The 23,767-nt window shown below is 39.1% G+C and carries 22 protein-coding genes; 8 read left to right on the forward strand and 14 right to left on the reverse strand.

What is annotated here, in order from left to right; genetic code table 11:
• Positions 1 to 35 precede the first annotated feature (35 nt).
• Together R2S08_RS19145 and R2S08_RS19150 are read left to right on the forward strand one after the other, a co-directional pair.
• Positions 36 to 257: a DUF2795 domain-containing protein gene (locus R2S08_RS19145; RefSeq protein WP_008240955.1), complete on the forward strand. Its 222-nt coding sequence runs from the start codon at positions 36 to 38 to the stop codon at positions 255 to 257.
• A gap of 121 nt (positions 258 to 378) precedes the next feature.
• On the forward strand, positions 379 to 537 hold the full coding sequence (locus R2S08_RS19150; RefSeq protein WP_110832748.1) for a lmo0937 family membrane protein: 159 nt from the start codon (positions 379 to 381) through the stop codon (positions 535 to 537).
• Positions 538 to 561: 24 nt separating this feature from the next.
• On the opposite strand, the gene R2S08_RS19155 is transcribed toward R2S08_RS19150, so the two are convergent.
• Together R2S08_RS19155 and queA are read right to left on the reverse strand one after the other, a co-directional pair.
• Positions 562 to 1,236, reverse strand: coding sequence for a 2-C-methyl-D-erythritol 4-phosphate cytidylyltransferase (locus R2S08_RS19155; RefSeq protein WP_316836637.1), 675 nt, complete (start codon positions 1,234 to 1,236; stop codon positions 562 to 564).
• An 87-nt stretch (positions 1,237 to 1,323) separates the two neighbouring features.
• The gene (gene queA / locus R2S08_RS19160; RefSeq protein ID WP_316836638.1) at positions 1,324 to 2,373 is read right to left on the reverse strand and encodes a tRNA preQ1(34) S-adenosylmethionine ribosyltransferase-isomerase QueA; all 1,050 of its coding nucleotides are present in this window, start codon (positions 2,371 to 2,373) and stop codon (positions 1,324 to 1,326) included.
• Positions 2,374 to 2,531: 158 nt separating this feature from the next.
• On the opposite strand from queA, the gene R2S08_RS19165 reads away from it, so the two are divergent.
• The gene (locus tag R2S08_RS19165; RefSeq protein WP_316836639.1) at positions 2,532 to 3,776 is read left to right on the forward strand and encodes an ABC transporter permease; all 1,245 of its coding nucleotides are present in this window, start codon (positions 2,532 to 2,534) and stop codon (positions 3,774 to 3,776) included.
• Positions 3,777 to 3,793: 17 nt separating this feature from the next.
• Here the strand turns inward: R2S08_RS19165 and R2S08_RS19170 are convergent, their stop codons facing one another.
• Entirely contained in the window at positions 3,794 to 4,243 is a 450-nt protein-coding gene (locus R2S08_RS19170; RefSeq protein ID WP_316836640.1) for a GyrI-like domain-containing protein, read from the reverse strand.
• A gap of 143 nt (positions 4,244 to 4,386) precedes the next feature.
• Here R2S08_RS19170 and R2S08_RS19175 point away from each other — a divergent pair, with 143 nt between their 5' ends.
• From R2S08_RS19175 to R2S08_RS19185, 3 genes are all read left to right on the forward strand, one after another.
• Positions 4,387 to 5,670, forward strand: a complete 1,284-nt coding sequence (locus R2S08_RS19175; RefSeq protein WP_316836641.1) for a PepSY-associated TM helix domain-containing protein — start codon at positions 4,387 to 4,389, stop codon at positions 5,668 to 5,670.
• 115 nt (positions 5,671 to 5,785) lie between these two features.
• On the forward strand, positions 5,786 to 6,004 hold the full coding sequence (locus tag R2S08_RS19180) for a hypothetical protein (protein ID WP_133782637.1): 219 nt from the start codon (positions 5,786 to 5,788) through the stop codon (positions 6,002 to 6,004).
• 11 nt (positions 6,005 to 6,015) lie between these two features.
• A complete protein-coding gene (locus tag R2S08_RS19185) occupies positions 6,016 to 6,762 on the forward strand; it encodes a DUF72 domain-containing protein (RefSeq protein ID WP_316836642.1) in 747 nt (248 codons plus the stop codon).
• A 218-nt stretch (positions 6,763 to 6,980) separates the two neighbouring features.
• Here the strand turns inward: R2S08_RS19185 and R2S08_RS19190 are convergent, their stop codons facing one another.
• Complete coding sequence (locus R2S08_RS19190; RefSeq protein WP_316836643.1) at positions 6,981 to 8,174, reverse strand: pyridoxal phosphate-dependent aminotransferase; 1,194 nt, start codon at positions 8,172 to 8,174, stop codon at positions 6,981 to 6,983.
• Positions 8,175 to 8,310: 136 nt separating this feature from the next.
• Here R2S08_RS19190 and R2S08_RS19195 point away from each other — a divergent pair, with 136 nt between their 5' ends.
• Together R2S08_RS19195 and R2S08_RS19200 are read left to right on the forward strand one after the other, a co-directional pair.
• Complete coding sequence (locus tag R2S08_RS19195; RefSeq protein WP_316836644.1) at positions 8,311 to 9,291, forward strand: cation diffusion facilitator family transporter; 981 nt, start codon at positions 8,311 to 8,313, stop codon at positions 9,289 to 9,291.
• Entirely contained in the window at positions 9,288 to 9,728 is a 441-nt protein-coding gene (locus R2S08_RS19200; RefSeq protein WP_316836645.1) for an NUDIX domain-containing protein, read from the forward strand. Before R2S08_RS19195 ends, R2S08_RS19200 begins: the two co-directional genes overlap by 4 nt.
• On the opposite strand, the gene pdeM is transcribed toward R2S08_RS19200, so the two are convergent.
• The 10 genes from pdeM to R2S08_RS19250 form a co-directional block, all read right to left on the reverse strand.
• Entirely contained in the window at positions 9,725 to 10,360 is a 636-nt protein-coding gene (pdeM, locus tag R2S08_RS19205) for a ligase-associated DNA damage response endonuclease PdeM (protein WP_316836646.1), read from the reverse strand. The two genes, R2S08_RS19200 and pdeM, sit on opposite strands and share 4 nt — an antisense overlap.
• A complete protein-coding gene (locus tag R2S08_RS19210) occupies positions 10,357 to 12,867 on the reverse strand; it encodes a ligase-associated DNA damage response DEXH box helicase (RefSeq protein ID WP_316836647.1) in 2,511 nt (836 codons plus the stop codon). Before R2S08_RS19210 ends, pdeM begins: the two co-directional genes overlap by 4 nt.
• On the reverse strand, positions 12,848 to 14,470 hold the full coding sequence (locus R2S08_RS19215; protein ID WP_316836648.1) for an ATP-dependent DNA ligase: 1,623 nt from the start codon (positions 14,468 to 14,470) through the stop codon (positions 12,848 to 12,850). The genes R2S08_RS19210 and R2S08_RS19215 overlap by 20 nt, the downstream gene beginning before the upstream one ends.
• A complete protein-coding gene (locus R2S08_RS19220) occupies positions 14,467 to 15,468 on the reverse strand; it encodes a ligase-associated DNA damage response exonuclease (protein ID WP_316836649.1) in 1,002 nt (333 codons plus the stop codon). The genes R2S08_RS19215 and R2S08_RS19220 overlap by 4 nt, the downstream gene beginning before the upstream one ends.
• Before the next feature lie 277 nt (positions 15,469 to 15,745).
• Entirely contained in the window at positions 15,746 to 16,300 is a 555-nt protein-coding gene (locus R2S08_RS19225; RefSeq protein WP_316836650.1) for an Lrp/AsnC family transcriptional regulator, read from the reverse strand.
• A 110-nt stretch (positions 16,301 to 16,410) separates the two neighbouring features.
• Positions 16,411 to 18,585: a S9 family peptidase gene (locus tag R2S08_RS19230; protein WP_316836651.1), complete on the reverse strand. Its 2,175-nt coding sequence runs from the start codon at positions 18,583 to 18,585 to the stop codon at positions 16,411 to 16,413.
• A gap of 2 nt (positions 18,586 to 18,587) precedes the next feature.
• Positions 18,588 to 20,453, reverse strand: coding sequence for an LTA synthase family protein (locus tag R2S08_RS19235; RefSeq protein WP_316836652.1), 1,866 nt, complete (start codon positions 20,451 to 20,453; stop codon positions 18,588 to 18,590).
• Positions 20,454 to 20,457: 4 nt separating this feature from the next.
• Positions 20,458 to 21,135, reverse strand: coding sequence for a hypothetical protein (locus R2S08_RS19240; protein WP_108549559.1), 678 nt, complete (start codon positions 21,133 to 21,135; stop codon positions 20,458 to 20,460).
• A gap of 16 nt (positions 21,136 to 21,151) precedes the next feature.
• A complete protein-coding gene (locus R2S08_RS19245; RefSeq protein ID WP_316836653.1) occupies positions 21,152 to 21,931 on the reverse strand; it encodes an enoyl-CoA hydratase/isomerase family protein in 780 nt (259 codons plus the stop codon).
• 27 nt (positions 21,932 to 21,958) lie between these two features.
• Positions 21,959 to 23,767 carry a ComEC/Rec2 family competence protein gene (locus R2S08_RS19250; RefSeq protein WP_316836654.1) on the reverse strand — a complete coding sequence of 603 codons (1,809 nt, stop codon included), beginning with the start codon at positions 23,765 to 23,767 and terminating at the stop codon, positions 21,959 to 21,961.

Genomic DNA, 23,767 nt, shown 5'->3' on the forward strand with positions numbered 1-23,767 from the left:
GCGGAATTAAAAAAGAATAACTAATAGTATAACATATGTATTGGACATTAGAACTCGCATCGCATTTGGAAGACGCTCCATGGCCTGCAACAAAAGATGAATTAATTGATTACGGCATAAGATCAGGTGCTCCGGTAGAAGTTATTGAAAACTTACAAGCGCTGGAAGATGATGGTGAACCATATGAAACTATCGAAGAGATCTGGCCTGACTATCCTACCAAGGATGACTTCTTCTTTAACGAAGATGAATATTAAAAACCCATTTAAAGCCCCGCCAACCGCGGGGCTTTTTTATTTTTGGAACGAAGATTGTTTAGGTAATGTCAGGAAATGTTTAACGCATGCCAAATTTAATTAACAACTAAAAATCTACATTATGGGAAATTTACTTTATCTGGTTGCTGTGGTATTGGTAATACTATGGGTTATTGGCTTTTTCTTTCACGGCTTTGGTGATGTCGGAGGCTTGATTCACATTTTATTAGTAATTGCTGTTATTGCAATTATCTTAAAAGTGATCAACAGAGCTGCTTAATATAATACAAAAAGCTCCTGATATTCAGGAGCTTTTTGTATTCATGTACGTTGATGCGATTTCCAAATCAAAAGGATGTGTGATTTTAATATTTTCTCTTTCTCCTTCTATTAAATGGATCTTATAGCCTGCGTGCTCAACTACTGAGGCGTCATCTGTGTAGTTATTTCTATAGGGCTGTTTATAGGCTCTTTTGAGTAGGTCCGATTGAAATGCCTGCGGAGTTTGTATCAGGTAAACCTCATCTCTGTTTAAAGCTTCGTTTTTATCCCCTTTTAAGGTTCTTACAGAGTCCGTTGGGTGAATTGCTGCAACAGCATTCCCGTTTTCTTCAGCAGCTTTAAAGCTGCGCTCTATCAGATCTACGGACAACAGAGGTCTTACAGCATCATGTACCGCAATTATACTTTTACCTTTCGTGACTTTTAGACCGTTCATTACAGAATGAAAACGCTGTTCTCCTCCTTTTATCACCTGATGAGGTATTTTAAAATTGTACTGCTTGCATAATTCTTCCCAGCGATGGTGCTCATGGATATTTAAAACCAGCAGGATTTCGGGCTGTAATTTGCACTGGTGAAAAATTTCAAGGGTATGCATTAGAATCGGCTTGTTGTTAAGCAACAAAAACTGTTTTGCTATAGCTGCCTTCATCCTGCTTCCTGATCCGCCTGCAACTATTATTGCGTAATATTTCATCTGTATCTTTTAAGAATGGTTTAAACAAAAATAGGAGATCTCTACCAGTGGTCGAAATCTCCTATTATGATGTGTTTAGAATCTGTATTAGATAATCAGCATGGCATCGCCATAGCTATAGAAACGATATTTTTCTTTTAAAGCCACCTCATAGGCATGTCTCACATATTCGTAACCTCCAAATGCACTTACCATCATCAATAAAGTAGATTCTGGTGTATGAAAATTGGTGATCATGGAATTTGCAATGCTGAAATCATATGGAGGAAAGATAAACTTACTTGTCCAGTCATTTGCTGCTTTCAATGTTCTTCCAGAAGATACTGCAGACTCAATGGCACGCATAGAAGTTGTACCTACTGCACAGATTTTTCTTTTTTGTTCCAGGGCTTTATTTACAATATCAGCATCTTTTTGCTCAATAATAAATTGTTCAGAATCCATTTTGTGTTTGGTCAAATCTTCAACCTCAACAGATCTGAAGGTTCCCAAGCCCACGTGTAAAGTTACTTCTGCAAAGTTTATGCCTTTAAGTTCAAGTCTTTTCATCAACTCACGGCTAAAGTGCAGGCCTGCAGTAGGGGCAGCGACAGCACCTTCATGCTTTGCAAAAATAGTTTGATAACGTTCTTTATCCTGAGCCGTAGCTTTTCTTTTAATGTATTTTGGAAGAGGTGTCTCTCCTAAAATTTCGATGTTTTTTCTGAATTCTTCGTCTGTTCCGTCAAACAGGAAACGGATGGTACGACCTCTTGAGGTCGTGTTGTCAACAACTTCTGCAACAAGAAGGTCATCGTCACCAAAATATAATTTATTTCCAACACGGATTTTACGTGCAGGATCAACAAGAACGTCCCATAAACGCAACTCTTTATTCAGTTCGCGGAGCAAAAACACTTCAATTGTAGCGCCTGTTTTTTCCTTATTTCCATATAAACGTGCAGGAAAAACCTTGGTGTTGTTTAAGATCATCACATCATGATCATCAAAATAATCTAAAACATCTTTAAATATTTTATGTTCAATTTTGCCACTATCCTTATGCAAAACCATTAAACGGGCTTCGTCCCTTTGTTCTGAAGGATTATTGGCAACTAATGATTCAGGTAAATTAAACTTAAATTGAGATAACTTCATATTCTTCGATGTAATAATTAAGGGCGCAAATTTACAAAATAAATTTCCTAATTTAGAAATTATCCTTATAACTGCATAAATAGTACCAAAATGTATTTTTTTTAATATCCTGCAATTCGCTGTAACCTTTTTAGGTTTTTTTGGTCTAAACAGGAATTATGATGATCTTAAGACTTATAGGCGAAAGTTTTTGGTTTGCAGCAGACGCTCTGCGCCAGAATAAACTTCGTACCATGCTTTCCTTACTTGGTATTACCATTGGTATCTTTACCATTATTTCGGTGTTTTCTGCTGTAGATACTTTACGTCATAAGCTGCAGGAAAGTGTAGATAAATTAGGATCAAATACATTGTTTGTTCAAAAATGGCCGTGGATGTTTGGCGACAATTATCCATGGTGGAAATATATGAACAGGCCTCAGCCCAGCATAAGAGATTTTACAGCCTTAAAGGAACGTCTTGAAAATGTGCAGGGGATTTGTTTTGAAGCATCGGCAAGCAATAGGACTATAAAATATAGAAGCAGTTCTGTTGAAAATGTGACTTTAAATTCCGCTTCCCAGGATTATGATAAAACCTGGAATTTTGATTTTCAGGATGGGAGATATTTTACCGAAAACGAAGGACAGTCCGGCGCTCCCGTAATCATTTTGGGCGCTGACATTGCTGATGGCCTTTTTTCAGGAGAGCAAGCAGTAGGCAAACAGATAAAAGTGATGGGAAGAAGATTAACTGTTGTTGGGGTATTTAAAAAAGAAGGGGAAGATATGCTTGGGGTATCACAGGATAAAAATGTTTTGATTCCGATTAATCTTGCCAAAGGCTTGTTTGATGTGGAAAATGAGATGTACGGGCCTCAAATTACAGTAAGGGGGAAGGATAATATTGCACAAGAGGAGGTAGAAAGTGAATTAAGAGGAGTGATGCGCTCTATACACCGTTTAAGACCTGGTGCCGAAGATGATTTTGCCTTGAATAAGGCTACTATTCTTTCCAATCAGCTAGATGTCATGTTTAAAATGGTCAATATCGCCGGATGGGTTATTGGTGGTTTTTCGATACTTGTTGGTGGTTTCGGTATTGCTAATATTATGTTTGTTTCGGTAAAGGAAAGAACTAATATAATTGGAATCCAGAAATCTTTAGGTGCAAAGAATTATTTTATTTTATTACAATTTATGTTTGAAGCAATAGCATTGTGTTTACTGGGAGGAGCTTTTGGCTTGTTGCTGGTGTACCTGATTACGCTTTTGTTCACCTATGCACTTGATGTTAAAATTGTACTTGATTTGAAGAATGTGATCACAGGAGTTTCTATTTCGGCTATCATTGGTGCCATTTCCGGATTTTGGCCAGCTTATTCAGCTTCGCGTCTGGATCCTGTAGAAGCGATCAGGTCTTAAGACCTGATCTTTGCTTTTTAGAGCACGGAAATGTAAACCTCAATTTCAGCATTGTTCCAGTCCTGACTTTTTTCGCCATAAACTTCAAAGTCTGCCTGATAGGCTCTTGGCAGATCACTGTTCCAAATCGATATCCAGGTATCTATTATACTTTGTGGCATGGTTCCTTTTGCCTCGAATTTTTGATATTTGGCTTCGGGAATTACAAGTGTATCCAATTCTGAGGGGAGAATGGCATCGATATTTACCTGACAACCTATGAAATAGGAGAAAGGCTGTGTATGATCTCCTTCGTAATTATGATAAACTGCGAAAACTTCATTGCTTAATTTATCGGGTATACGGGAAAAATAATGACCGGCTGCAAAATCAGACCATGATTTTTCACAATCTCTGGCACATTGTCCATTTTCATTTGTAGTAGTCGTTTTTAGTGCGAGACCTGCAAGTTTAAAGTCGTTCTTCATCGTTATTGAGCTAAGTAAATAGAGGGCAAACATACTTATCCTCTACGGAACTTTAGAGGTATAATTAAATTAGAAATTCTTTATTTCTTAAAAAAAATCTGTTAATATTGCATTTTATTTATATTAGGTCTAAATAAGAGCCTGTGATAGAAAGTTTACCAACAAAAAGATCCGAAAGGACGGAAATAATTGCAGGGTCACCAGCTGCTGTGGGTGGTAGAATGCCTAAAAAAGCAAAGAAACCTGTAAGCAGAGTTAGAAAAATTGCGGGTGTTTTACACCTTTGGCTTGGACTGGCCTCGGGTATTGTTGTTTTTATTGTGGCAGTGACCGGCTGTATTTTTGTTTTCCAAAAAGAAATTTCCGAATTAATCTACCGTAAGAAGTTTTTTGTTACACCACCAGTACATGCCAAAATACTTCCCTTAAATCAAATGAAGAGTACAGCAGAGCAAGCCTTAGATGTTCCGAATGTATCTGTAACGACTTACAGTGATCCTTCCAGAGCCTGGGAGTTTATGTATTTTAAAGGAGGGGATCCCAAAGCCCTTACATTTTTCGGTGCTGTAGATTCCTATAAATCGGCTTTTATAAATCCATATACGGGCAAAGTAACCGGTATAATTGATTATGAAAAGGAATTTTTTGTAATTGTGAAATACTTGCACTGGAGTTTGTTACTCAATACGCCATATGGGCAGCCGATCGTAGGCTATAGTACACTTATATTTGTGATATTGCTGATCACCGGAATGATTCTATGGTGGCCTAAAAACCTTAAAAAGGCCAATTTTAACAAGAGTTTTAAAATAAGCTGGAAAGCTAAATTTAAACGCCTGAACTATGATCTTCATAATGTGCCTGGATTTTATGCGATGCTGATTACGCTGGTAGTAGCACTAACCGGAATGGTATGGGCAATGAGTTGGTTTCAAACAGTAGTATATGTGGTTGCGTCCAGGTCCGTAACACCCCCAAAACAGATCAGCTTTGCTTCAGACTCTCAAGCAGCAGTTCTAAAGAACCCAATTGATATTGCTTTTGACGTTGCAAAGCGGCAATTCCCAGATGCAAGGCGTATTCTTCTATACCTACCTGATCGGGGAGCTCCAAAGTCGGCCACGATTAGTATCAATGGGTACAGAGGCAAAGAAGATTATTATGATACAGACGTTTTGTACTTAGATCAGTTTACGGGTAAATTGCTTGGGCGCGAAAATTTTAAAGATAAGAACAGTGGAGAGAAACTCATCCGGATGAATTATGACATTCATGTTGGTGTGGTATTAGGCTTGCCGGGTAAAATTCTAGCTTTTATGGGTAGTTTTATAGCCGCAAGTTTACCCGTTACCGGATTTATGATCTGGCTTGGACGTAAAAAGAAGAAAAAATCAAACTCTACCTCTTTTTATACTCCTTCACTTTAATTGATTTTTTATGGTCATTTGGTAGTCTGTACAGTGTGAATAACAATGATTGTGTGGATAACAAATAAAAACATTTCCGAGGTCTAGTCGTTCTATTTGGTAAAACGAGTAAAATATGGATCCATTTACGATTTGTCTTCATGGAGTTAGATTGACGGTATATCCACAGGAGGATGGTGTTTACAGGGTTTTCAGAGGTTCAAACAAACTGGCAGACCTATATCATGATGATAGCAATTCGAGTATTCTTTGGGAAACAAGAGATTGGGTAGATCAAAATTATGTGGATGAGATTGGAAAAGAAATAGAAGAACATGAGCATGTTGGCTCTTAATTGACTACTGTATGGACAATAAGGGCGTATATTATTCCGGAACCAGCGGTTTATTACTTCCTGTTCCTAACAAGGAGTTTTTTCCAGAAGCTTTTAAAACAAAAAGCCGCTTGTGTTATTATGGATCTCTGTATAATAGTATTGAGATAAATAGTTCATTTTATAAAGTACCCTTGGCTTCTACGGTGGCGAGGTGGGCTACTGAGGTTCCAGATGATTTTAAGTTTACATTTAAGCTGTGGCGAGAAATTACACATAATAAATCATTAAATTTTAGTTTGGAAGCTGTTGATGATTTTATGAGGAGGATCTCGGCGGTAGGCCATAAAAAAGGTTGCTTACTGGTGCAATTTCCAGGCAGCGTACGATCGGTGCATTTATCACTTGTAGAGCGGCTACTGGACAGGCTCAGAAAGGCCGATCCAGACGTTGAATGGAGGGTTGCTGTTGAATTTCGGCATCAGAGTTGGTATCAGCAAGACACTTTTGACATGATGGACCGACATGAAATGGCGCTTGTTTTACATGACAAGCTCTCAGAAGGAGGGGTGTTTATGGATAACCAGACTGATTTTGTGTATGTACGTTTTCATGGTCCTCAAGGAGATTATAAAGGAAGTTATTCGGAAGCATTTCTATATGAGTATGCTTCCTATATCAACGAATGGCTGGAGGAAGGCAAACAAGTGTATACTTACTTTAACAACACAATAGGCCATGCGATTGAAAATATGGGAAGTTTAAGGAGGTTATTGTAAGTGTTTTTTCACTGATTGTTTGCCATGGTAGAATTGTGTAGATAGAAGTGGAGACTTGTTTCTTTGCGAAAGCTAATGGAAGAAAACTGGATGTGCAGCTTACCGGAGAAGATATCGAGTTTTATTTTTATCCTAAAATAGGAGAGTAACCTCGCGATATAAAAAAAGAGGGTGTATTCATAATTTATGAATACACCCTCTCTACATTTTTTTACAATCTATTTCAATTTAGCCAATGCTTTTCCAATTCGTGAAACAGCATCTCTTAACTTATCTTCAGCTGCCGCATAAGAAATACGGATACAATCGTCATTTCCAAAGGCTTCACCGGTTACAGTAGAAACATGTGCTTCATTCAGTAGATACAAAGAAAGGTCTTCTGCATTATTGATTGTTTGTCCGTCGGCACTTTTTCCAAAGAAAGATTTTACTTCAGGGAAGAAATAAAATGCTCCATCAGGAAGATTAACGTTCAATCCAGGGATTTCTTTAAGCAGATCGTAAACGATGTCCCTGCGTTTTTTAAACTCAGCAACCATTTCATGAACAGTATCCAGTCCATCCTGGTAAGCTTTTAATGCCGCGCGTTGTGCAATAGAACAGGTACCTGAAGTGATCTGACCCTGCATTTTATCTACTGCGTTTGCGATTTCTTTATTTGCAGCAATATAACCCACTCTCCAGCCTGTCATGGCATAAGATTTAGAGAAACCATTGATCACTACAACGCGGTCTTTGATAGAATCAAAAGATGCAATAGAAGCATGCTCGCCTACAAAGTTAATGTGTTCATAGATCTCATCTGACAGGATATAAATGTTGGGATGCTTTTCAAATACAGCGACTAAACCAGCCAGTTCTTCTTTACTGTAAACCGAACCTGTAGGGTTACAAGGAGAAGAGAACATGAAGAGTTTTGTTTTTGGTGTAATAGCAGCTTCCAGTTGTTCCGGTGTGATTTTAAAATTCTGCTCAACAGTTGCGTTGATGAATACGGTTTCACCTTCGGCAAGTTTGATCATTTCAGAATAAGATACCCAGTAAGGCGTTGGTACAATAACCTCTTGTCCCGGGTCAACCAGGCACATTACCGCATTTGCCAGGGATTGTTTGGCACCTGTAGAGACAACAATCTGATCAAAATTATACGTTAGTCCATTTTCCTTTAGTAACTTCTCAGCAATCGCCTTTCGCAATTCCGGATACCCCGATACCGGAGTATAATAAGAATAATTTTCGTCGATAGCTTTTTTAGCCGCTTCCTTAACGTGTTCTGGCGTAAAAAAATCTGGTTCACCAAAGCTCAGGTTGATTACATCTACCCCTTTTGCGGATAGTTCTCTACCGAGTTTTGCCATTTTAATGGTCTGCGATTCTGAGAGGTTATTGATTCTCTTGGATAAAAATGTCATAATAGTTTGTGCGAAAGCAAAATATAATTTTGTGAGAAAGCAAATATAGAAACCTGGCGGAATTTTAAACTAAAAAAAATACTTTTTAATATATTTTAACTCTTAAACCGTATTTTTGGATGCTAATTACTGAAGTTTGCATCCTAAGAAAAAAGCTATCCTTGTTGCTCTATGCGTTAGCGTAGTGCTTATGCTCGCAAAATTTGCGGCTTATTTTATCACCAATTCCAATGCTATACTTACGGACGCTGCAGAAAGCATTGTGAATGTAATGGCCAGCAGTTTTGCATTTTATAGTATTTACCTGGCTACCTTACCTAAAGATGAAAACCATCCTTATGGACATGGTAAGGTAGAGTTTTTTTCGGCCTTTGTAGAAGGGGTATTGATTGGGCTGGCGGGAATCATTATTATTTTCAAATCTGCTCATGACCTAGTCTTTCCAACGGAGATCAAACAGTTATTTGAGGGCGCATTGATTATAGGCGCAACGGGCATTGTAAATTTACTGGCAGGTTATTTTTTGATCAATACCGGGAAAAAACACCATTCTTTAACGCTGGAGGCGGATGGTAAACATTTAATGGTGGATGCCATAACCAGTGCAGGACTGGTGGTTGGGGTGATCTTAATTAAAACCACCGAGATTTATTGGCTGGATGGTGTAATCTCTATCCTGCTGGGAATTTTTATTGTATACAATGGTTATAAACTGACAAGGAAATCTGTTGGGGGCTTGATGGACGAGAGTAATATTGAATTGGTTAAAAACATTGTTGAGGTATTGCAAGACAACCGGGAAGAACCATGGATTGATGTACATAATCTTCGTGCACAACAATACGGCGCAGATATTCATATTGATTGTCATTTCACTTTTCCATATTATTTTGACCTGAACAGAGTTCATAAAGAGATCTCTGCTATCGATAAACTGGTCAATGGCAGTGGAGAGCGGAGTACAGAATTGTTTATTCATGCAGATCCGTGTTTGCCTGAATGCTGCCATTATTGTAAGGTAAAAGAATGCCCGGTGAGACAGGAGGATTATGCAGGTGAGATTAAGTGGACGATAGAGAACGCAACCAAGAACAAAAAACACTTTGACCAGAAATGAGCTATTTTAATGTAAGAGTATATGGTTTACTGATTGATCCGGATAAAGGTCTGCTGATCAGCGATGAGTTCTCAGAACGCAAGAGTTTTAGTAAGTTTCCCGGTGGTGGATTGGAATTGGGAGAAGGTTTAAAGGATGCGCTGAAACGTGAGTTTATGGAAGAATGTAATGTGGAGATCGAGGTCCTGGAACATTTCTATACTACTGATTTTTATGAACAGTCTTCCTTTAATGATAGTCAAATCTTAAGTATTTATTATTTTGTAAAGGCCTTGAACCCGCTTGAAATGGCCTTTAAAACAGAGGCTTTTGATTTTGCAGAAAACAGCACACAGTCCTTTCGCTGGATCGAACTGAAGGATCTGAAAGTTGAAGATGTAACTTTTAAAACAGATCGTACGGTAGTTGAAATGCTGTTAAAACAGATGGATCTTTAAACTGCTACAATCCGGTCTGGTGTAATGGCATAGAAACGATCTCCTTCTTCCGGTTTTATAGATTTTAGTCCGGTGAAGACGCTAAATGCTGGTAATATAGCACCGTATCTGCCAAAATAAAAGCAAGGAAAACGCAAACGTTGTTTTGCCTTTCCATAGAGTGTTACGCCAGGATGAATATGACCTGTCAGATTGTAGTATTCATCAGCTTCAGCCGGTTGGTCGTGTATAAACCGAAATGGATAACAGAGATGTTCCTTTTGATGAATTTCTATTTCCAGGGCCTGATAATCTTCGTTTTTCAAGGCATCGTGATTACCTTTAATAAGCACGACGTTTAAGTCACTGATCTTTTTTCTCCAGTCCATAAAGGCATTTGCATCGCTATTGATGTTGTTGTGGAACATGTCACCGGTAATTAATAATGTTTCGGGACGATAGGTCCTCATCAGCAAGGTTAGGCGCTGAAGATCGGTATGGGTGATGGCATTGGGTACCTGTATGCCAGACTTTCTAAAATGGGCGGATTTGCCAATGTGAAGGTCACTAACGATCAGCATTTTTTTTGAGGGCCAGTAAATCGCCCGTTCTTTATCTAATAGGAGCTGTTCTTCTCTGCAGGTAATATTCATCTTTTTTTGATATTTCTTTTTTCTGCTTCAGCAGTCATTCTTTCAATTCTCTGGCTCAGTTCTTCTGTGCTCATATTGTCTCTCAAACTGTCTACTTTGATGGGGAAACAGAGAGGGGTATACCTGTCTGTTTTTATCAAAATAATTGTACTCAACTGTATGCGATGTAAAGCTGCGGCCAGTCTGGGTTCTTCAATCTGCTGATAAAATGCTTCATCATAAGCCTGGCGTAATAATAAATTATGTTTATCATAATCACTAAATACGTTAAAAAATAGTGCAGCAGAGGATTGCAAATGTTTATTAGCAACATATTTACCAGGATAACCCTGGAATACGAGGCCAGAAATGCAGGCAATGTCTCTGAATTTTCGGCGCGCCATTTCTGTAGCATTAATGCTGGCCACAATATCGGCTGCAAGATTTACAGGGCTGAACAGTTCTTTGATGTGCTGTTCATCCAAGGGAATGGGTTGCTCACTTAAGAGTTCAAAACCGTAGTCATTCATGGCAATGGAAAAAGTGATGGGTTGTTTCCTGCTCAATCTGTAAGCAATGAGGGAGGCCATAATTTCATGTACCTGCCTGCCTTCAAAGGGATAGGCAAATAAATGGAATCCATCTCTGGTTTGAATAAGTTCAATTAGAAATTCATCACTTTTGGGAACATGGGAAACTTTTGCCTGTCGTTCAAATAAAGGAAAGATGAAGTCAAGTTCTTCATCCTGATGGGTCTTATCTAATGTTTCATTGTACTTTTTCCGAAGTGTGGAACCGAGATTGGCGCTTAAAGACATGCGTCCGCCCATCCAGCTTGGGCTCATAGCATGTTTTAATTTGCTCTTTCTAACCAATACCATCATTTCCTTAATCATAATGAATTCCAACACCCTGCCGGCCAGTGTGAAGTTACTACCGGGTTTCATTTTAGCAACAAAAGACTCCTCGACCATACCCACATAACCACCACTGAGGTATTTTACTTTGAGCATGGCGTCACTTACAATGGTACCGATATGAAGTCGGTGGCGCATAGCAATTTGACGGCTTTCCACTTTCCATAATCCATCTTCAGCCTTGTTTACTTTACTGAATTCGGTATAAGCGGTAAGACTCTCGCCTCCTGTGGTGATAAACTGCATGATCCAGTTCCATTCCTGAGGCAGGAGTTCTTTGAACGCATGAGTTTGCTTAACTTCAAAAAAGATTTGCTCATCGTCAAAGCCATCTCCAACAGCCAGTGTAACCAGGTACTGGATGAGGGTATCGAATGCCATAACAATGGGCTCCCGGCTCTCTATGTTATTGGTTCTTGCGGCTTCTTTGATGGCTGCAGCCTCTACAAGTTCCAGGGCATGTGTCGGGAGAAAATAGATTCTGGAAATTTCATGAGGGGAGTGTCCGCTGCGCCCTGCGCGTTGAAGGAAGCGTGCAACGCCCTTTGGAGAGCCAATTTGAACTACAGTGTCAACGGGTTTGAAATCTACACCCAGATCGAGTGAAGAGGTGCAAACGACCGCTTTAAGAATACCAGAATGCAACGCATCTTCAATCCAGTTTCGAAGTTCATAATCTATAGAACCATGATGAATAGCAATCTGGCCAGCCAGATTTTCGTCTTGTGCAAGTAAGGCCTGATACCATAACTCGGCCTGACCACGTGTATTGGTGAAAATCAGTGTTGTTTTGCTTTTGTGGATTACAGGAAGAAGTTTATTGGCCAGCTTAAGGCCCAGATGACCTGCCCATGGGAGCATGTCTATATGATCAGGAAGAATAGATTTAATGATAATTTTCTTTTCCAGATCTGCCTTTACAATCGTTTTTAAAAGTTCCTGATCGGGTACCAATACTTCCAGGGCCTGTTCCAGATTGCCTATGGTGGCCGAAATGCCCCATACCCTCAGCAATCTTTCGGGATGTTTTTTCCGAAGCAAGCCTTTGATCCTGGAAATGGCTAGCTCTGCCATAACACCCCGTTTGCTTCCTAGCAATTCATGCCATTCATCTGCAACAATGCATTCCAGGTGATCGAAATAATTGAAAGTGCTTTTTTGTGCCAATAGCAAGTGAATGCTTTCTGGTGTAATAATCAGCACTTCTGGCATTTGTTTCTTTTGTTTCAGTTTTTCATTTTGAGGAGTGTCTCCATTACGGATTCCAACATGCCATCCCAGATCTAATTCCTGGCAAACCTCATTCATGGCTCTGGCCAGATCTTTGGCAAGAGAGCGGAGCGGCGTAATCCAAAGCAATCTTAACCCATCTGCCGATTTTTTTGTTTTCTTTGAAACTGGTTTTTGATCTGCTCTCTTGTTGAGTTCATCTATAACCACCGCAAGGAAGATAGAGAAGGTTTTTCCAAATCCAGTTGGTGCATTGACCAGACCACTGTAACCTTCTGCATAATACTGCCAGGCATCAGTTTGAAACTGGAAAGGTTTTCTTTTTTTGCTTTTCAGCCAGCTGATCACTTGTCTATAACCTTTACTCTTGTTCAGTTCCATGAATCGAGGTCTTTAAGGTGGACAGTAAAAGTTGTTTTAAATCATCTAAGGTGTTGATCTCGTCTGCTTTTTTATCTTTTCTCCACCGGGCTATTCTTGGGAAACGGAGTGCAAGGCCGGCTTTGTGTCTTTTACTTTCAGCAATTCCCTCAAAGGCAATTTCAAAAACGAGTTCGGGTTTTACCGTGCGAACAGGTCCAAATTTTTCAATTGCATTTTTCTTCACAAAGGTATCTACTTCTTTGATTTCTTTATCCGTTAAACCAGAATAGGCCTTCGCGATGGTGATGAGCTGATCACCATGTCTAACTGCAAAAGTATAATCCGTAAAGAAATTAGCTCTTCGGCCGCTACCTTTTTGCGCGTAAATCATTACCGTATCTACTGTATAGGGGTTAATTTTCCATTTCCACCAATCTCCTCTTTTGCGGCCAGAATGGTACAAAGAGTCTGCTTTTTTAAGCATAAGCCCTTCACTGTTCAGATCTCTTGAACCCTCTCTTGTTTTTGCAAGTTGCAGCCAATTATCAAATTTAACTATTGGTGATAAAAGAACTACATTTTTAGTCTTCAAATTATAAATAATCTTTTCCAGCTGTTTCCGGCGTACACTAAGTACATCTGATCTTTTATCTTCTCCTTTATATTCCAGTAGATCGTAAGTAAAGAATCCTATAGGAGCATCATTTAGCTGGGTTTTATTAATGGTTTTACGATTGAGTCTTTGTTGTAAGATACTAAAAGCCTGTACTTTTCCCTCTTTTACAGATAAAATTTCGCCGTCAAGTACTGTACCATCTTCAAGTTCTTTTTTTAGAAAATGAAGTTCCGGAAATTGCTCCGTAACCAGTTCTTCACCCCTCGACCAGATAAACAACTCTCCGTTCCTTTTTACAATTTGTCCTCGTATTCCATCCCATTTCCATTCTGCCTGCCATTCTTCCGGAGCACCCAGGCTTTCAGGCTCAACTTCCAAAGCATAGGCCAGGCAGAAGGGGTAAGGCCAGGAATTATCGGTATTGACATGAGCGCCTCCAATAAGGTCCTGATAGGTAATTTGGGAAGGTTCCCATTTACCCATAATGCTATGCATAATCTTACTGCTCGCTGTATCACTCTGTTTGGCCAGTGCATTCACCAGCATTTTTCCGGATATTCCAATTCTAAAATTTCCAGATATAAGTTTATTGAAGATGAAACGTTCCTGGGTATCCAGACTATCCCATGCAGATAAGATAAAGGTTTTTTTAAAGGTATCGTCTTTTCCTTGCAAAGAGGCCAGATCGCTGATCCATTCCTGAAGCTTACGGTTAACCAGACGTGTTGGTGAGGGTAGGATGAGTGAAATGGTTTCACTCAGATCGCCAACATTGTGGTAACTTTCAGAAAACAGCCAATCAGGAATGCCGCTTTTTTCTATAGCCCATTGTTTGAGCAATGCCGTACTGACCGGTCTCTTTGGTCTTTTACCAGTAAACATGGCTATAACATAAGGCTTGTCAACATCATCGGCTTCATTGAAATAGCTCACCAAAGCTGCTATTTTATCATTGGTTTTATTGCTCATCTCCAGTTGATGGATCAATTGAGAAAATCTTTTCACAGTACCTCCTCCTTCTCTTCTTCCTGGCCGTATTGTGTTTTGACTTCTTCTGCAGCAATACCAATTTCATTAAGATATTTAGAAAAAATAGCGCTGTATCCATGTGTCACAAATACTTTTTCTGCTGTTGTGGCTTTGATGGCACTGAGTAGACCAGGCCAGTCGGCATGATCGCTTAGAGCAAAACCCGCGTCTGCACTGCGCCATCTTCGGCCTGCCCTTACCTGCATCCAGCCAGAACAAATTCCTGTGGCAGCATGAAGAAGGCTTTTGATCCAGCGGCCTTCGGTAAGTGCAGGGGGGACGATAACGATTCCACGCTGGAGATCTTCTTTTTTCGTTTCGGGTGTAATGCGAATGGTATTGGGCAAATTGATACCGGCGTCTATAAAACCTTCATTCAGGTTCGCAATGGATTGATGAACGTAGATTTCTCCATACCCCGCCAAGCCTTTGATCAGTCTTTGGGCTTTGCCAAGACTGTATGCTGCAAGTACACTAGTTTTATTCTCGTCACGATTGGCCGCTACCCAATCTTTAATCTGGTCAAAAATGATTTGCTGGGGCTGCCATTTGTAGACCGGAAGGCCAAAGGTACTTTCCGATACAAATGTGTGACATTTTACAGGTTCAAATGCAGTGCTGATTCCATCATACTCTACTTTATAATCTCCAGATACCACACAAATTTCTCCTTTATACTCCAGTCTCACCTGAGCTGAACCTATAACATGGCCTGCCGGAAAAAAACTGAGTTTTACGCCATTGATATCAATTTGTTGCCGGTAAGGAAGTGTTTGGATCTGCAGGTCGGCACCCAGTCTCTGTAGCAAGATAGATTTAGTTAATTCATGACACAAATAGGCCTGATTTCCCCATTTCACATGGTCTGCATGTCCATGCGTGGTTACTGCTAGTTTAACCGGTTTCCATGGATCAATGTAAAAATCACCTTGCCTACAGTAGATGCCTTTGCTGGTAAATTGGATGAGGGCCATGTGCATAATAACATTTCAGGGCTGGATTGGTTTGGATTTATATATTATAGATGTTGTTTATTTGATAGTTGACGATATTGGTTTTGTAGTCAATTGTAATCATATGGTAATCAAATGTTTAAAATTTATTTAAAATTCAAAAATCACTGTTTTAGTTTGTAGGTTTGTGTTGTCTAAAAAACGATTTTCAATGAAACAAATCTTATTCATGGTGTTAGCTGTTATTCTCCTTCAAAGTTGCGATCGCACTAAAATGCAGCTCCGTGCTCCGGAAACTTCAGCATCCACTAGTTCCGAAAGTAAAAAAGATACTTTGAAGAAAAATGCAGATACAACTCTTAAAAGCAAAACAGATCATCAATAACTGAGGTGGAAATGTGTTTTCGTTTTTCCCCTCGCTGATACTAACATAGGTATTGATCAGGCCAATATAGGGCAGGGGAATAATCTTTTCGTGGAGAAATCTGTAATAGGCAGAAAGATCATTAGTGAGGATTTTAAGAATGAAATCAATTGGACCGGTAACCTGATTACAAGAGATAATTTCAGGAAAAGGCCTTGTCGTTTCCATAAATTCCTGTGCAACTTCTTTGGTGTGTATTTTAAGCTGAATATGCGAGTAAATGGTTTGAAAGGGGGGGAGCTGCTCCTGGTTGAGAATGACGCTATAGCTTTTTATGACTTTATTTCTCTTCAGCCTATGGATTCTTTCGTTTACTGCACTTGTTGATTTGTCAAGTTGCGCTGCAATTTCTTTGTTATTTAATTTAGCGTCTTGTTGTAGGAGAATTAAGATAGCCCTGTCTGTTGCATCCAGATGAATTCGGTTCATTTGATTTTTAATATTTATAACAACTATTTAATTTAAAAATAGTAAATATTAATTAAATAAACACAATACAAAAAAAAACAGCTGCCTTTTGGACAGCTGTTTTTTGTTATTTATTTTCCTCCGGGAGGACAATTCTGTTGTAAGAATTTGGTGTAGGTTAGCGCAAGATGCCTGCTTGTTCCTTCGCCTTCGTTTATACTGTGTGTTCGGTTTGGATAGGCCATGAATTGGAATACCTTTCCGTTTTTGATGAGTTCATTAATCAGCATTTCTGCATTTTGATAGTGAACATTATCATCGCCAGTTCCATGGATATAGAGTAGATTACCATTCAGGTTTTTTGCATAGGTGATTGGTGATCCTTTAATATAGGCCTCTTTTGTTTTCAACGGAGAGCCCATATATCTTTCCTGATAAATGTTGTCGTAGGTAAGCTGATTACCTACAGCTGCGATGGCAATTCCTGTAGTGTAGATGTCCGGATACTGGAACATCAGGTTGAGCGTCGAAGATCCTCCTCCGCTCCATCCCCATACAGCCACTCTGCTTTTATCAATGAAGGACCATTCCAGGACTTTTTTTGCACCCATTGCCTGATCTCTGATATTCAGACGTCCGATGTTCTGGTAAATGCTCTTACGCCACTCCCTTCCTTTCGGGGCTGGGGCACCTCTGTTTTCAAGAGAAATATACACATAACCATCTTTAGCCATGTCCCCTGCGTATAAGAAATCACGTCCGGCACCGTAGGTATCGGTTACAGTTTGTGAAGCGGGTTCTCCATAAACATAAAATACGACAGGATATTTTTTAGTCTGGTCAAAATTGTCGGGCTTTTTCATCCATCCGTCAAGCTCAATTCCATCTTCAGTTTTGACTTTAAAAAACTCTACTTTGTTTTTGGGTGGCTGTGTTCTTCCAAGTTGGTTGGTGATGCTGCCATCCATCGTAAACGGATTACCAGTGGTTAAATTCATCCATTCAGAGATTGGCCTTAAGTTGGCATTCTGATAGGTATGGAAGGCATATACTCCATTTGGAGAGATGTCGTAGTGGTGTGTGCCAGGTAAAACAGATGGAGTTACCATCTCTAGTTTTCCTTTGCCATCCAGTTTGGTTTTATACAAGTATTTTTGAGTGGCATTGTTTGGTGAAGCAATAAAATAAAACTGATTGTTTTTCTCGTCAATGAGCAAGCTTTCAATAACGTCATAATTTCCTTTATTAATGAGGGTTTGGCTTTTTCCATCTTTACTGATTCTGTAATAGTGTTTCCAACCGTCTTTTTCACTTACCCAAATAAATTCTTTGTTGTTGTTCAACCATTTCCACTCTTCTCCGGCATCAATCCATGCCTTATCAGTTTCTGTATAGATATTGTTCACAACAGTTGTTTTTGCGTTGGCAACAAAAAGTTTACTTTCATTCTGTTCCCTGTTCAACTGCTGCAAAATAATGTCATTACTGCCCGGGATCCAGTCCATTCTTGGGATATAGTGTTGTATATTATCTCCAGGAACAGGTATCCAGGAGGTTTTAGCCGTATTGACATCTACAATTCCAACCTTGCAGGAGGATGGATCTTCCCCAACTTTTGGATATTCTACCGGAATAGTGAAAGGATAGATAGAATCTGTGTTGTTGATCATCAGGAAATTCTTGATCTTACGGGCATCCAGCTGCCAATAGGCAATGGATTGACCATCAGGACTCCATCTGAAACCATCCCGGCAGTCGAATTCTTCTTCATATACCCAGTCAAAAGTTCCGTTGATCAAACGATCTGTTCCATCTGTGGTCAGGGCTTTGCTTGTGCCGTTTGTAAGATCTTCCACATAAAGGTTGTGTTTGCTTACATAGGCAACTTTAGTTCCATCAGGAGAAAACTTGGCAAACATTAATGAAGAAGCAGGTAGGGTTTTACCAATTTGTGTAATGGTATTGCTGGCTAGATCGGCTACATAATAATCGCCTCGAGTTTCGTAGCGCCATACCTTTTTACTGTTGGTAAAGATGAGGGCTTTTTTACCGTCATCAGAAAGTTTAAAAGATTTGATATTATACTCGTTTAACCCCTTCATACCGAGTATGCTTGCCGGAATAACGGTCTTCCTATCATTTTTTGGAAGGGTTAGGGATACAATTTCTCCCCCGGAAATCTCGTAATAGGAATTTCCTTCTTTTGTCCAATTGATTTCACCTTTGTTTTGCGCTTTTGCCTGGATAAAGATGAAAAACAAAGCAGCCAGAAAGCTTAGCTTAAAAGCGATGTTTTTTACATTCATGTTTAGAGTTCTATAAATTGTTGATATACTTTTTGCAGATAAGTTTTACCCTGTTTAAGAGTTTCCTGTGTTTGTTCCTCCTGATGTTTAAGGTCGTTGTACAATACCCTTTTCCCTGTATTATCAAAAGTAACAGATTGTTTTGGATTGATAAAGCCCAGACCGTTGTCCCAGCTAAAAAAAGCAAAAGGTTTGGTATAGGGGTTCAGAAGGTTTTTGCTCCAGGTAAACTGGCTGGCGTTCATGCCCAGCTGCGTAAGAAGGGTAGAAGCCAGATCAATCTGACTACCAATGCGGCTAAACGTTTTTCCCCGGAATTCCGGTTTGATCACTTCTCCGTAAAGCAAAAGAGGAATATGGTAACGTTGTGGCATATAGACTTCATTAGTCTCTTTTGGCAGGATATGGCCATGATCAGCAATAAAGATAAAAAGGGTGTTTTTATACCAAGCCTCTTTTTTTGCTTTGGTTAAATAATCATTGATGCACGAATCGGTGTAAAAAGCAGTGCTTTTAAAACGATGGGTATTGTCTGCGGAACCAAATTTATAATTTCCAGGAACTTCAAAAGGTTCATGGTTGGTTAAGGTCATGGTGGTCGTGAAAAACGGCTGTTTAATCGTTTTTAGATCTTTGAGTTGCCTGTTGAAGACCACACCGTCATAGGCTCCCCACTTTGAAGTTAGCTCACTGTCTTCAAACTTATTCTTGTCGATTAGTCTTTGATAACCGTGAGTCAGGATAAAGGCCTTGTAATTGTCAAATTCAGATTCACCCCCATAATAGAAAGCCGTTGAATAACCATTCTTATTAAGTTCCTGGGAAATGGCAGGTAGTTTATGCATTTTACTGGTATACTTTACGAGATTTCCAGCCGCAAGACTTGGAAAACCTGCCAATGTGCCGATGATACCTTTATCTGTCCGGTTGCCCGTGGAATAAATATGGCTAAACAGCACACCCTGATGCGTTAAGCTGTCAAAATGCGGCGTAACATCGTTCATATTTCCCAATACCTTGGTCAGGTCTGCTGTAAAGCTTTCCATAATAAAAAGCACCACGTTAGGTCTTGTTGTAGTCAGGATATTTAAAGTTGTGTCCTTTTCTACATGGTAAAGATCCCTTACACTTTCATCTGCCTGTTGTTTACTGTAATAGAGATATTTGTTTTTATGTGCACTTAAAGAAGCGATGACACTGGCAAAAAGATTCCATTCTGTATTGACTGCTGCATGGTTTAAAATGATCCTGTCAGAAAAATAAGCAGAACTCTGGTTCATAGTGGTTACACCCCAGCCTCCTCTGATCAGCAGAAAGTTAATGCCCAGCAATAAAATGCAGACAGTAGTTTTTGCCCATAAAGGAAATTGTATAAACGTGAGTTTTCTGCTCAGGAGTAATTTCTGAAGCAGTAGGCTGGTCACAATCAGCATCCCTAGTATGAAAAAGGTCAGAACCAGGGGAGAGGAGGCACCAGAAGCCAAGGATTCATTAGGAGAGCTGAATGCAAAACCAATTGCTTTGGCGTTCAATTTTGTACCCCATTCTCTATAAATGTTAAAGTTAATCACAGAGATCAAACTGAACAGGACGATCAGTATGGTGTTGTATATAGTCAGCCATTTCATTTCTACCGTTAAACGACCTTTAAAAAGCCAGAAAAGATAAATCAGTAATGGAGCTATGGTAATGTAAGCCGCCATAGAAAGATCTATGGGGATCGCATTATAAAATGTAGCCAGTATCTCCTGTATAGAGACAGAACCCAGTTTCTGGTGGTAAAGTACCAAAAACAGGGCTCTGTCTGTAAAAAAGAAGATTAACCAGAATACATAAAAGCGAATAAAAAATATAAGACTTTTCAGCATGAAATTAGGCTCCGCCTCTCATAGCCTCCAACTCTGCCATTGTTTTTACTTCATAACCGCTAGGTACATCTAAAGTAAAAGGGCCTGCATTTTGTTCTTTAATGCTTTTTATAGTTAAGGTTGTTTTTACACCACCTTGTGTTACGGTAAATTTAATAGGTGTTGCTTTAAGTTCTTTAAACTCGGTGTTTATAGCACCTGGTGTAAGTTCAATTTCCTTTGTCGCCCACAGCTCATAAGTACCGCCATTATTGTCTTTATACGTGTATTTTTCGGTATTATAACCAGATAAAACTTGTTTTTCTCCTGTAGCTTTGAAGTCGCTGTATTTAATTCCTCCAGTTTGTTTTTCCATGTCTTCCTTAGACATTTTAGCCGCAAATTGTTTTTGCGCAACAGGAATACTGATCAATAGAAGGCCGTTATCTGTAGAACCGTCTTTAAAGATCGTTAATAAAGCAGGACCCATTTCCATTCCCAGTTTTGAGATGTTTCCATTAAATTCCAATTTATTTTCTGAAGGAAGTGCCGAAACATCCACGGCTGCTTTTTGTTCAGGCGTCAGATTGTACTCTATGCCATAAACGATTACACCCTGCTGGATTTTTTTCTGAGCATGTGCATAAATTGCTGAGCTGATTAAAATGAGCGCTAAAACGCCTGTTTTTATTGATTTAAACATAATTTACTATTTAAGGTTACCAATTTATTTTCTCTTTATTAATAAAGGAAGCTATGCCTCTTTTAAAGTCTTCGCTTTCCCGTACTTTCGCATTCATTTGCACAGCCATGTCCAGGCTTGTTTCTAAATGCGGATTGGTGGTTTGACCAATAAGCTGTTTAGTGACCATCAAGGAATTGGATGAAGCGTTATTACACAAATTTAAAGCAAAATCTCTGGTATTTTGACTAATATCTTCTTTGTTTATTACAAAATTAATTAAACCATATTCCAAGGCCTTCGCTGCGGTGAAAAGGTCGCCTGTCAATAAGATTTGTTTGGCGATAGTTTCACTGGTCATACGCATCAGAAAACAGGATACAATGGCTGGAACAAATCCTAGTTTAACTTCGGTATAGCCAAAATTGGCTTCCGGAACTGAAAATACCAGGTCGCAAACAGTAGCCAATCCGCATCCGCCTGCAATTGCATGACCTTCTACTTGTGCAATAACAACTTTAGGCAATTGATAAATGGTCAGGAAAAGGTTTTTCAGATTTTCTGAATCGGCCAGGTTCTCTTCATATGAGTTTTGTTGCAATTGTTGTAAATAGACCAAATCAGCACCTGCACTAAAGGTATTTCCGTTAGCTTTAAGTATAATGACTTTAACATTTTCGTCATTAGATGCTTCCAGCATTTTGTCTGTTAACATTCTGATCAGTTCCGGATTTAATGCATTGCGCTTCTCCGGTCTGTTCAATGCTATTGTAGCAATGCGGTCTTCTACCGAATATAAAACCAGCGATTCTATCATAGTATAAATAATAAGCTTTATCAGGAATCAAAGATGCTTTATTTTCTTTAAACCCTGGTAGCTAAATTTAAAATCAACTTCCGTAATCCGATGCTGATCCAGATAGGGCTTAATATAAAATCTAAAAGCAGCGCTTTCCGGAGACACATCCGTTATTAATATTGCTTTGTTTGATTTGATATATATACCTGTATAATTTCGTTTGAGCCTAAATACAATTACTTTTTGTTGCCTTTGGGCAAGAATTTGCTGATAAAACATAGATAATTCCAACAGCGAAAAGAAAAACAGAGAAGTAAAAAGAAGCTTCTTCTTTGCATAGCTTAAAGACAAGGTAAATAAGATAAGACCTGTACTCAGACATAAAAGTTCTGTTCGGTTAATCCATATGGCAGAAATACTGGCAAATGGTAAATCCGAAATCCATCGCAGGCCGGAATTAGTGAAACAGATTAGCCATTCAAATGGAGCGGCCAGAAAATAGAATTTAAACAAAAGCATAATTAGTCCTATATACATCATGAGCGCTGCCGGAATCATAATAAACAGATTACTGAAAAGGAAATAGACCGGAAATTGGTGGAAATAGTAGATGCTTAAAGGAAAGGTTGTAAGTTGTGCAGATAAAGACATAGCTAAGATAGACCAGAGTTTATTCATCCATCTGGACTTAAAAGAAAACCATGTACAAATCTTCGGCTGAAGCCAGATCAAACCAATAACAGACAGATAGGAAAGCTGAAAACCTATATCAAAAAGAAGAAATGGCTCATAAAGGAGCAGGCTAAAGGCAGAGAAGCCTAATACATTATAGCTGTTTGTTTTTTTGCGAAGTATTTTGGAGAGGATGAGAATTGTAATCATGATTGCCGATCTCAGCACCGAAGGCGAGAAGCCCGTAACTAAAGCATAAAACCAAATGATCAGGATAATGAATAGCGCTTTAAGGAACAACAACGGAGGGCTTCGGTTTAAAAAAAACAGGATCCAGTTAAGGACCAGGTAAATGATGCCAACATGCATTCCGGAAACAGATAGGGCATGGATAGTCCCCGTTTTAGCATAGGCATCTAAAGTCTCGGAGCTAAGATCTGATCGGTAACCAAGGATCAATGTTGAAGCAACTGCATAGGCTTGCGGATCATTGATGAATTTTTTATAGATATCAACCTGTTTTTTTCTCAAATTCAGTGCATAAGAAATCAATAGATTGCCTTTGTTACGTTTTAGAAGCCTGATGTCTTCTTTTTTAAAATAGGCCTGATGGTAAATATTTTGCATGGCCAGCCAGGACCTAAAATCAAATGTTGAAGAGAGTAGAGGTGCAGCTACAACCTGATATTTTGCCTTGACAATAAGAACATCTCCATATTTTAAAGGCAGAAGTCCCCGATTGTTGACTTGAACAGAGATGAGCAGATGACCTGTGCAAGCCTGATAATTTCCTTTGGTTAAACCACCTGTTACTTTTGCTACGAAATGCAGTTGCGTATTATTTCTGAGCTGTGGTTCTTCTGTAATCTGTACTTTTAGTAATTCAAATTTAGCCTTGGAAAAGTGATCTGTTCGGAGCAATTCCTTTTGTAAAAGGTAGTGTAGAGCACCTAAAAAGATGATCAGTAGATACACCATTAATAATATGCGATGTTTAAAGCGATAGATTCTAAGTGTTGAATAAAAGAAATTCAGTAAGAGTAACCCAATAAACAGCAACACAGATGCCGTTAATAATGTATTTAGCAGAAAGATAGAAGGAGAGGAGTACCCCAAAACAATTCCTGTTGCGAAAAGCAGCGGCAATTGAAGAAAGATCGTTTCCTGTCGTTTTAACTCCAT

Source organism: Pedobacter nutrimenti, from assembly GCF_032678445.1.
Classification (GTDB): Bacteria; Bacteroidota; Bacteroidia; order Sphingobacteriales; family Sphingobacteriaceae; genus Pedobacter; species Pedobacter nutrimenti_A.

Bases quoted from the DNA above. Each gene is read 5' to 3' on its own strand.
- R2S08_RS19250 (WP_316836654.1), bottom strand. From the start codon at position 23,767: ATGGAGTTAAAACGACAGGAAACGATCTTTCTTCAATTGCCGCTGCTT.
- R2S08_RS19225 (WP_316836650.1), bottom strand. From the start codon at position 16,300: ATGAACCGAATTCATCTGGATGCAACAGACAGGGCTATCTTAATTCTC.
- R2S08_RS19210 (WP_316836647.1), bottom strand. From the start codon at position 12,867: ATGGAACTGAACAAGAGTAAAGGTTATAGACAAGTGATCAGCTGGCTG.
- R2S08_RS19145 (WP_008240955.1), top strand. From the start codon at position 36: ATGTATTGGACATTAGAACTCGCATCGCATTTGGAAGACGCTCCATGG.
- R2S08_RS19165 (WP_316836639.1), top strand. From the start codon at position 2,532: ATGATGATCTTAAGACTTATAGGCGAAAGTTTTTGGTTTGCAGCAGAC.
- R2S08_RS19185 (WP_316836642.1), top strand. From the start codon at position 6,016: ATGGACAATAAGGGCGTATATTATTCCGGAACCAGCGGTTTATTACTT.
- queA (WP_316836638.1), bottom strand. From the start codon at position 2,373: ATGAAGTTATCTCAATTTAAGTTTAATTTACCTGAATCATTAGTTGCC.
- R2S08_RS19180 (WP_133782637.1), top strand. From the start codon at position 5,786: ATGGATCCATTTACGATTTGTCTTCATGGAGTTAGATTGACGGTATAT.
- R2S08_RS19245 (WP_316836653.1), bottom strand. From the start codon at position 21,931: ATGATAGAATCGCTGGTTTTATATTCGGTAGAAGACCGCATTGCTACA.
- pdeM (WP_316836646.1), bottom strand. From the start codon at position 10,360: ATGAATATTACCTGCAGAGAAGAACAGCTCCTATTAGATAAAGAACGG.
- R2S08_RS19230 (WP_316836651.1), bottom strand. From the start codon at position 18,585: ATGAATGTAAAAAACATCGCTTTTAAGCTAAGCTTTCTGGCTGCTTTG.
- R2S08_RS19240 (WP_108549559.1), bottom strand. From the start codon at position 21,135: ATGTTTAAATCAATAAAAACAGGCGTTTTAGCGCTCATTTTAATCAGC.
- R2S08_RS19235 (WP_316836652.1), bottom strand. From the start codon at position 20,453: ATGCTGAAAAGTCTTATATTTTTTATTCGCTTTTATGTATTCTGGTTA.
- R2S08_RS19220 (WP_316836649.1), bottom strand. From the start codon at position 15,468: ATGGCCCTCATCCAATTTACCAGCAAAGGCATCTACTGTAGGCAAGGT.
- R2S08_RS19155 (WP_316836637.1), bottom strand. From the start codon at position 1,236: ATGAAATATTACGCAATAATAGTTGCAGGCGGATCAGGAAGCAGGATG.
- R2S08_RS19150 (WP_110832748.1), top strand. From the start codon at position 379: ATGGGAAATTTACTTTATCTGGTTGCTGTGGTATTGGTAATACTATGG.
- R2S08_RS19170 (WP_316836640.1), bottom strand. From the start codon at position 4,243: ATGAAGAACGACTTTAAACTTGCAGGTCTCGCACTAAAAACGACTACT.
- R2S08_RS19200 (WP_316836645.1), top strand. From the start codon at position 9,288: ATGAGCTATTTTAATGTAAGAGTATATGGTTTACTGATTGATCCGGAT.
- R2S08_RS19190 (WP_316836643.1), bottom strand. From the start codon at position 8,174: ATGACATTTTTATCCAAGAGAATCAATAACCTCTCAGAATCGCAGACC.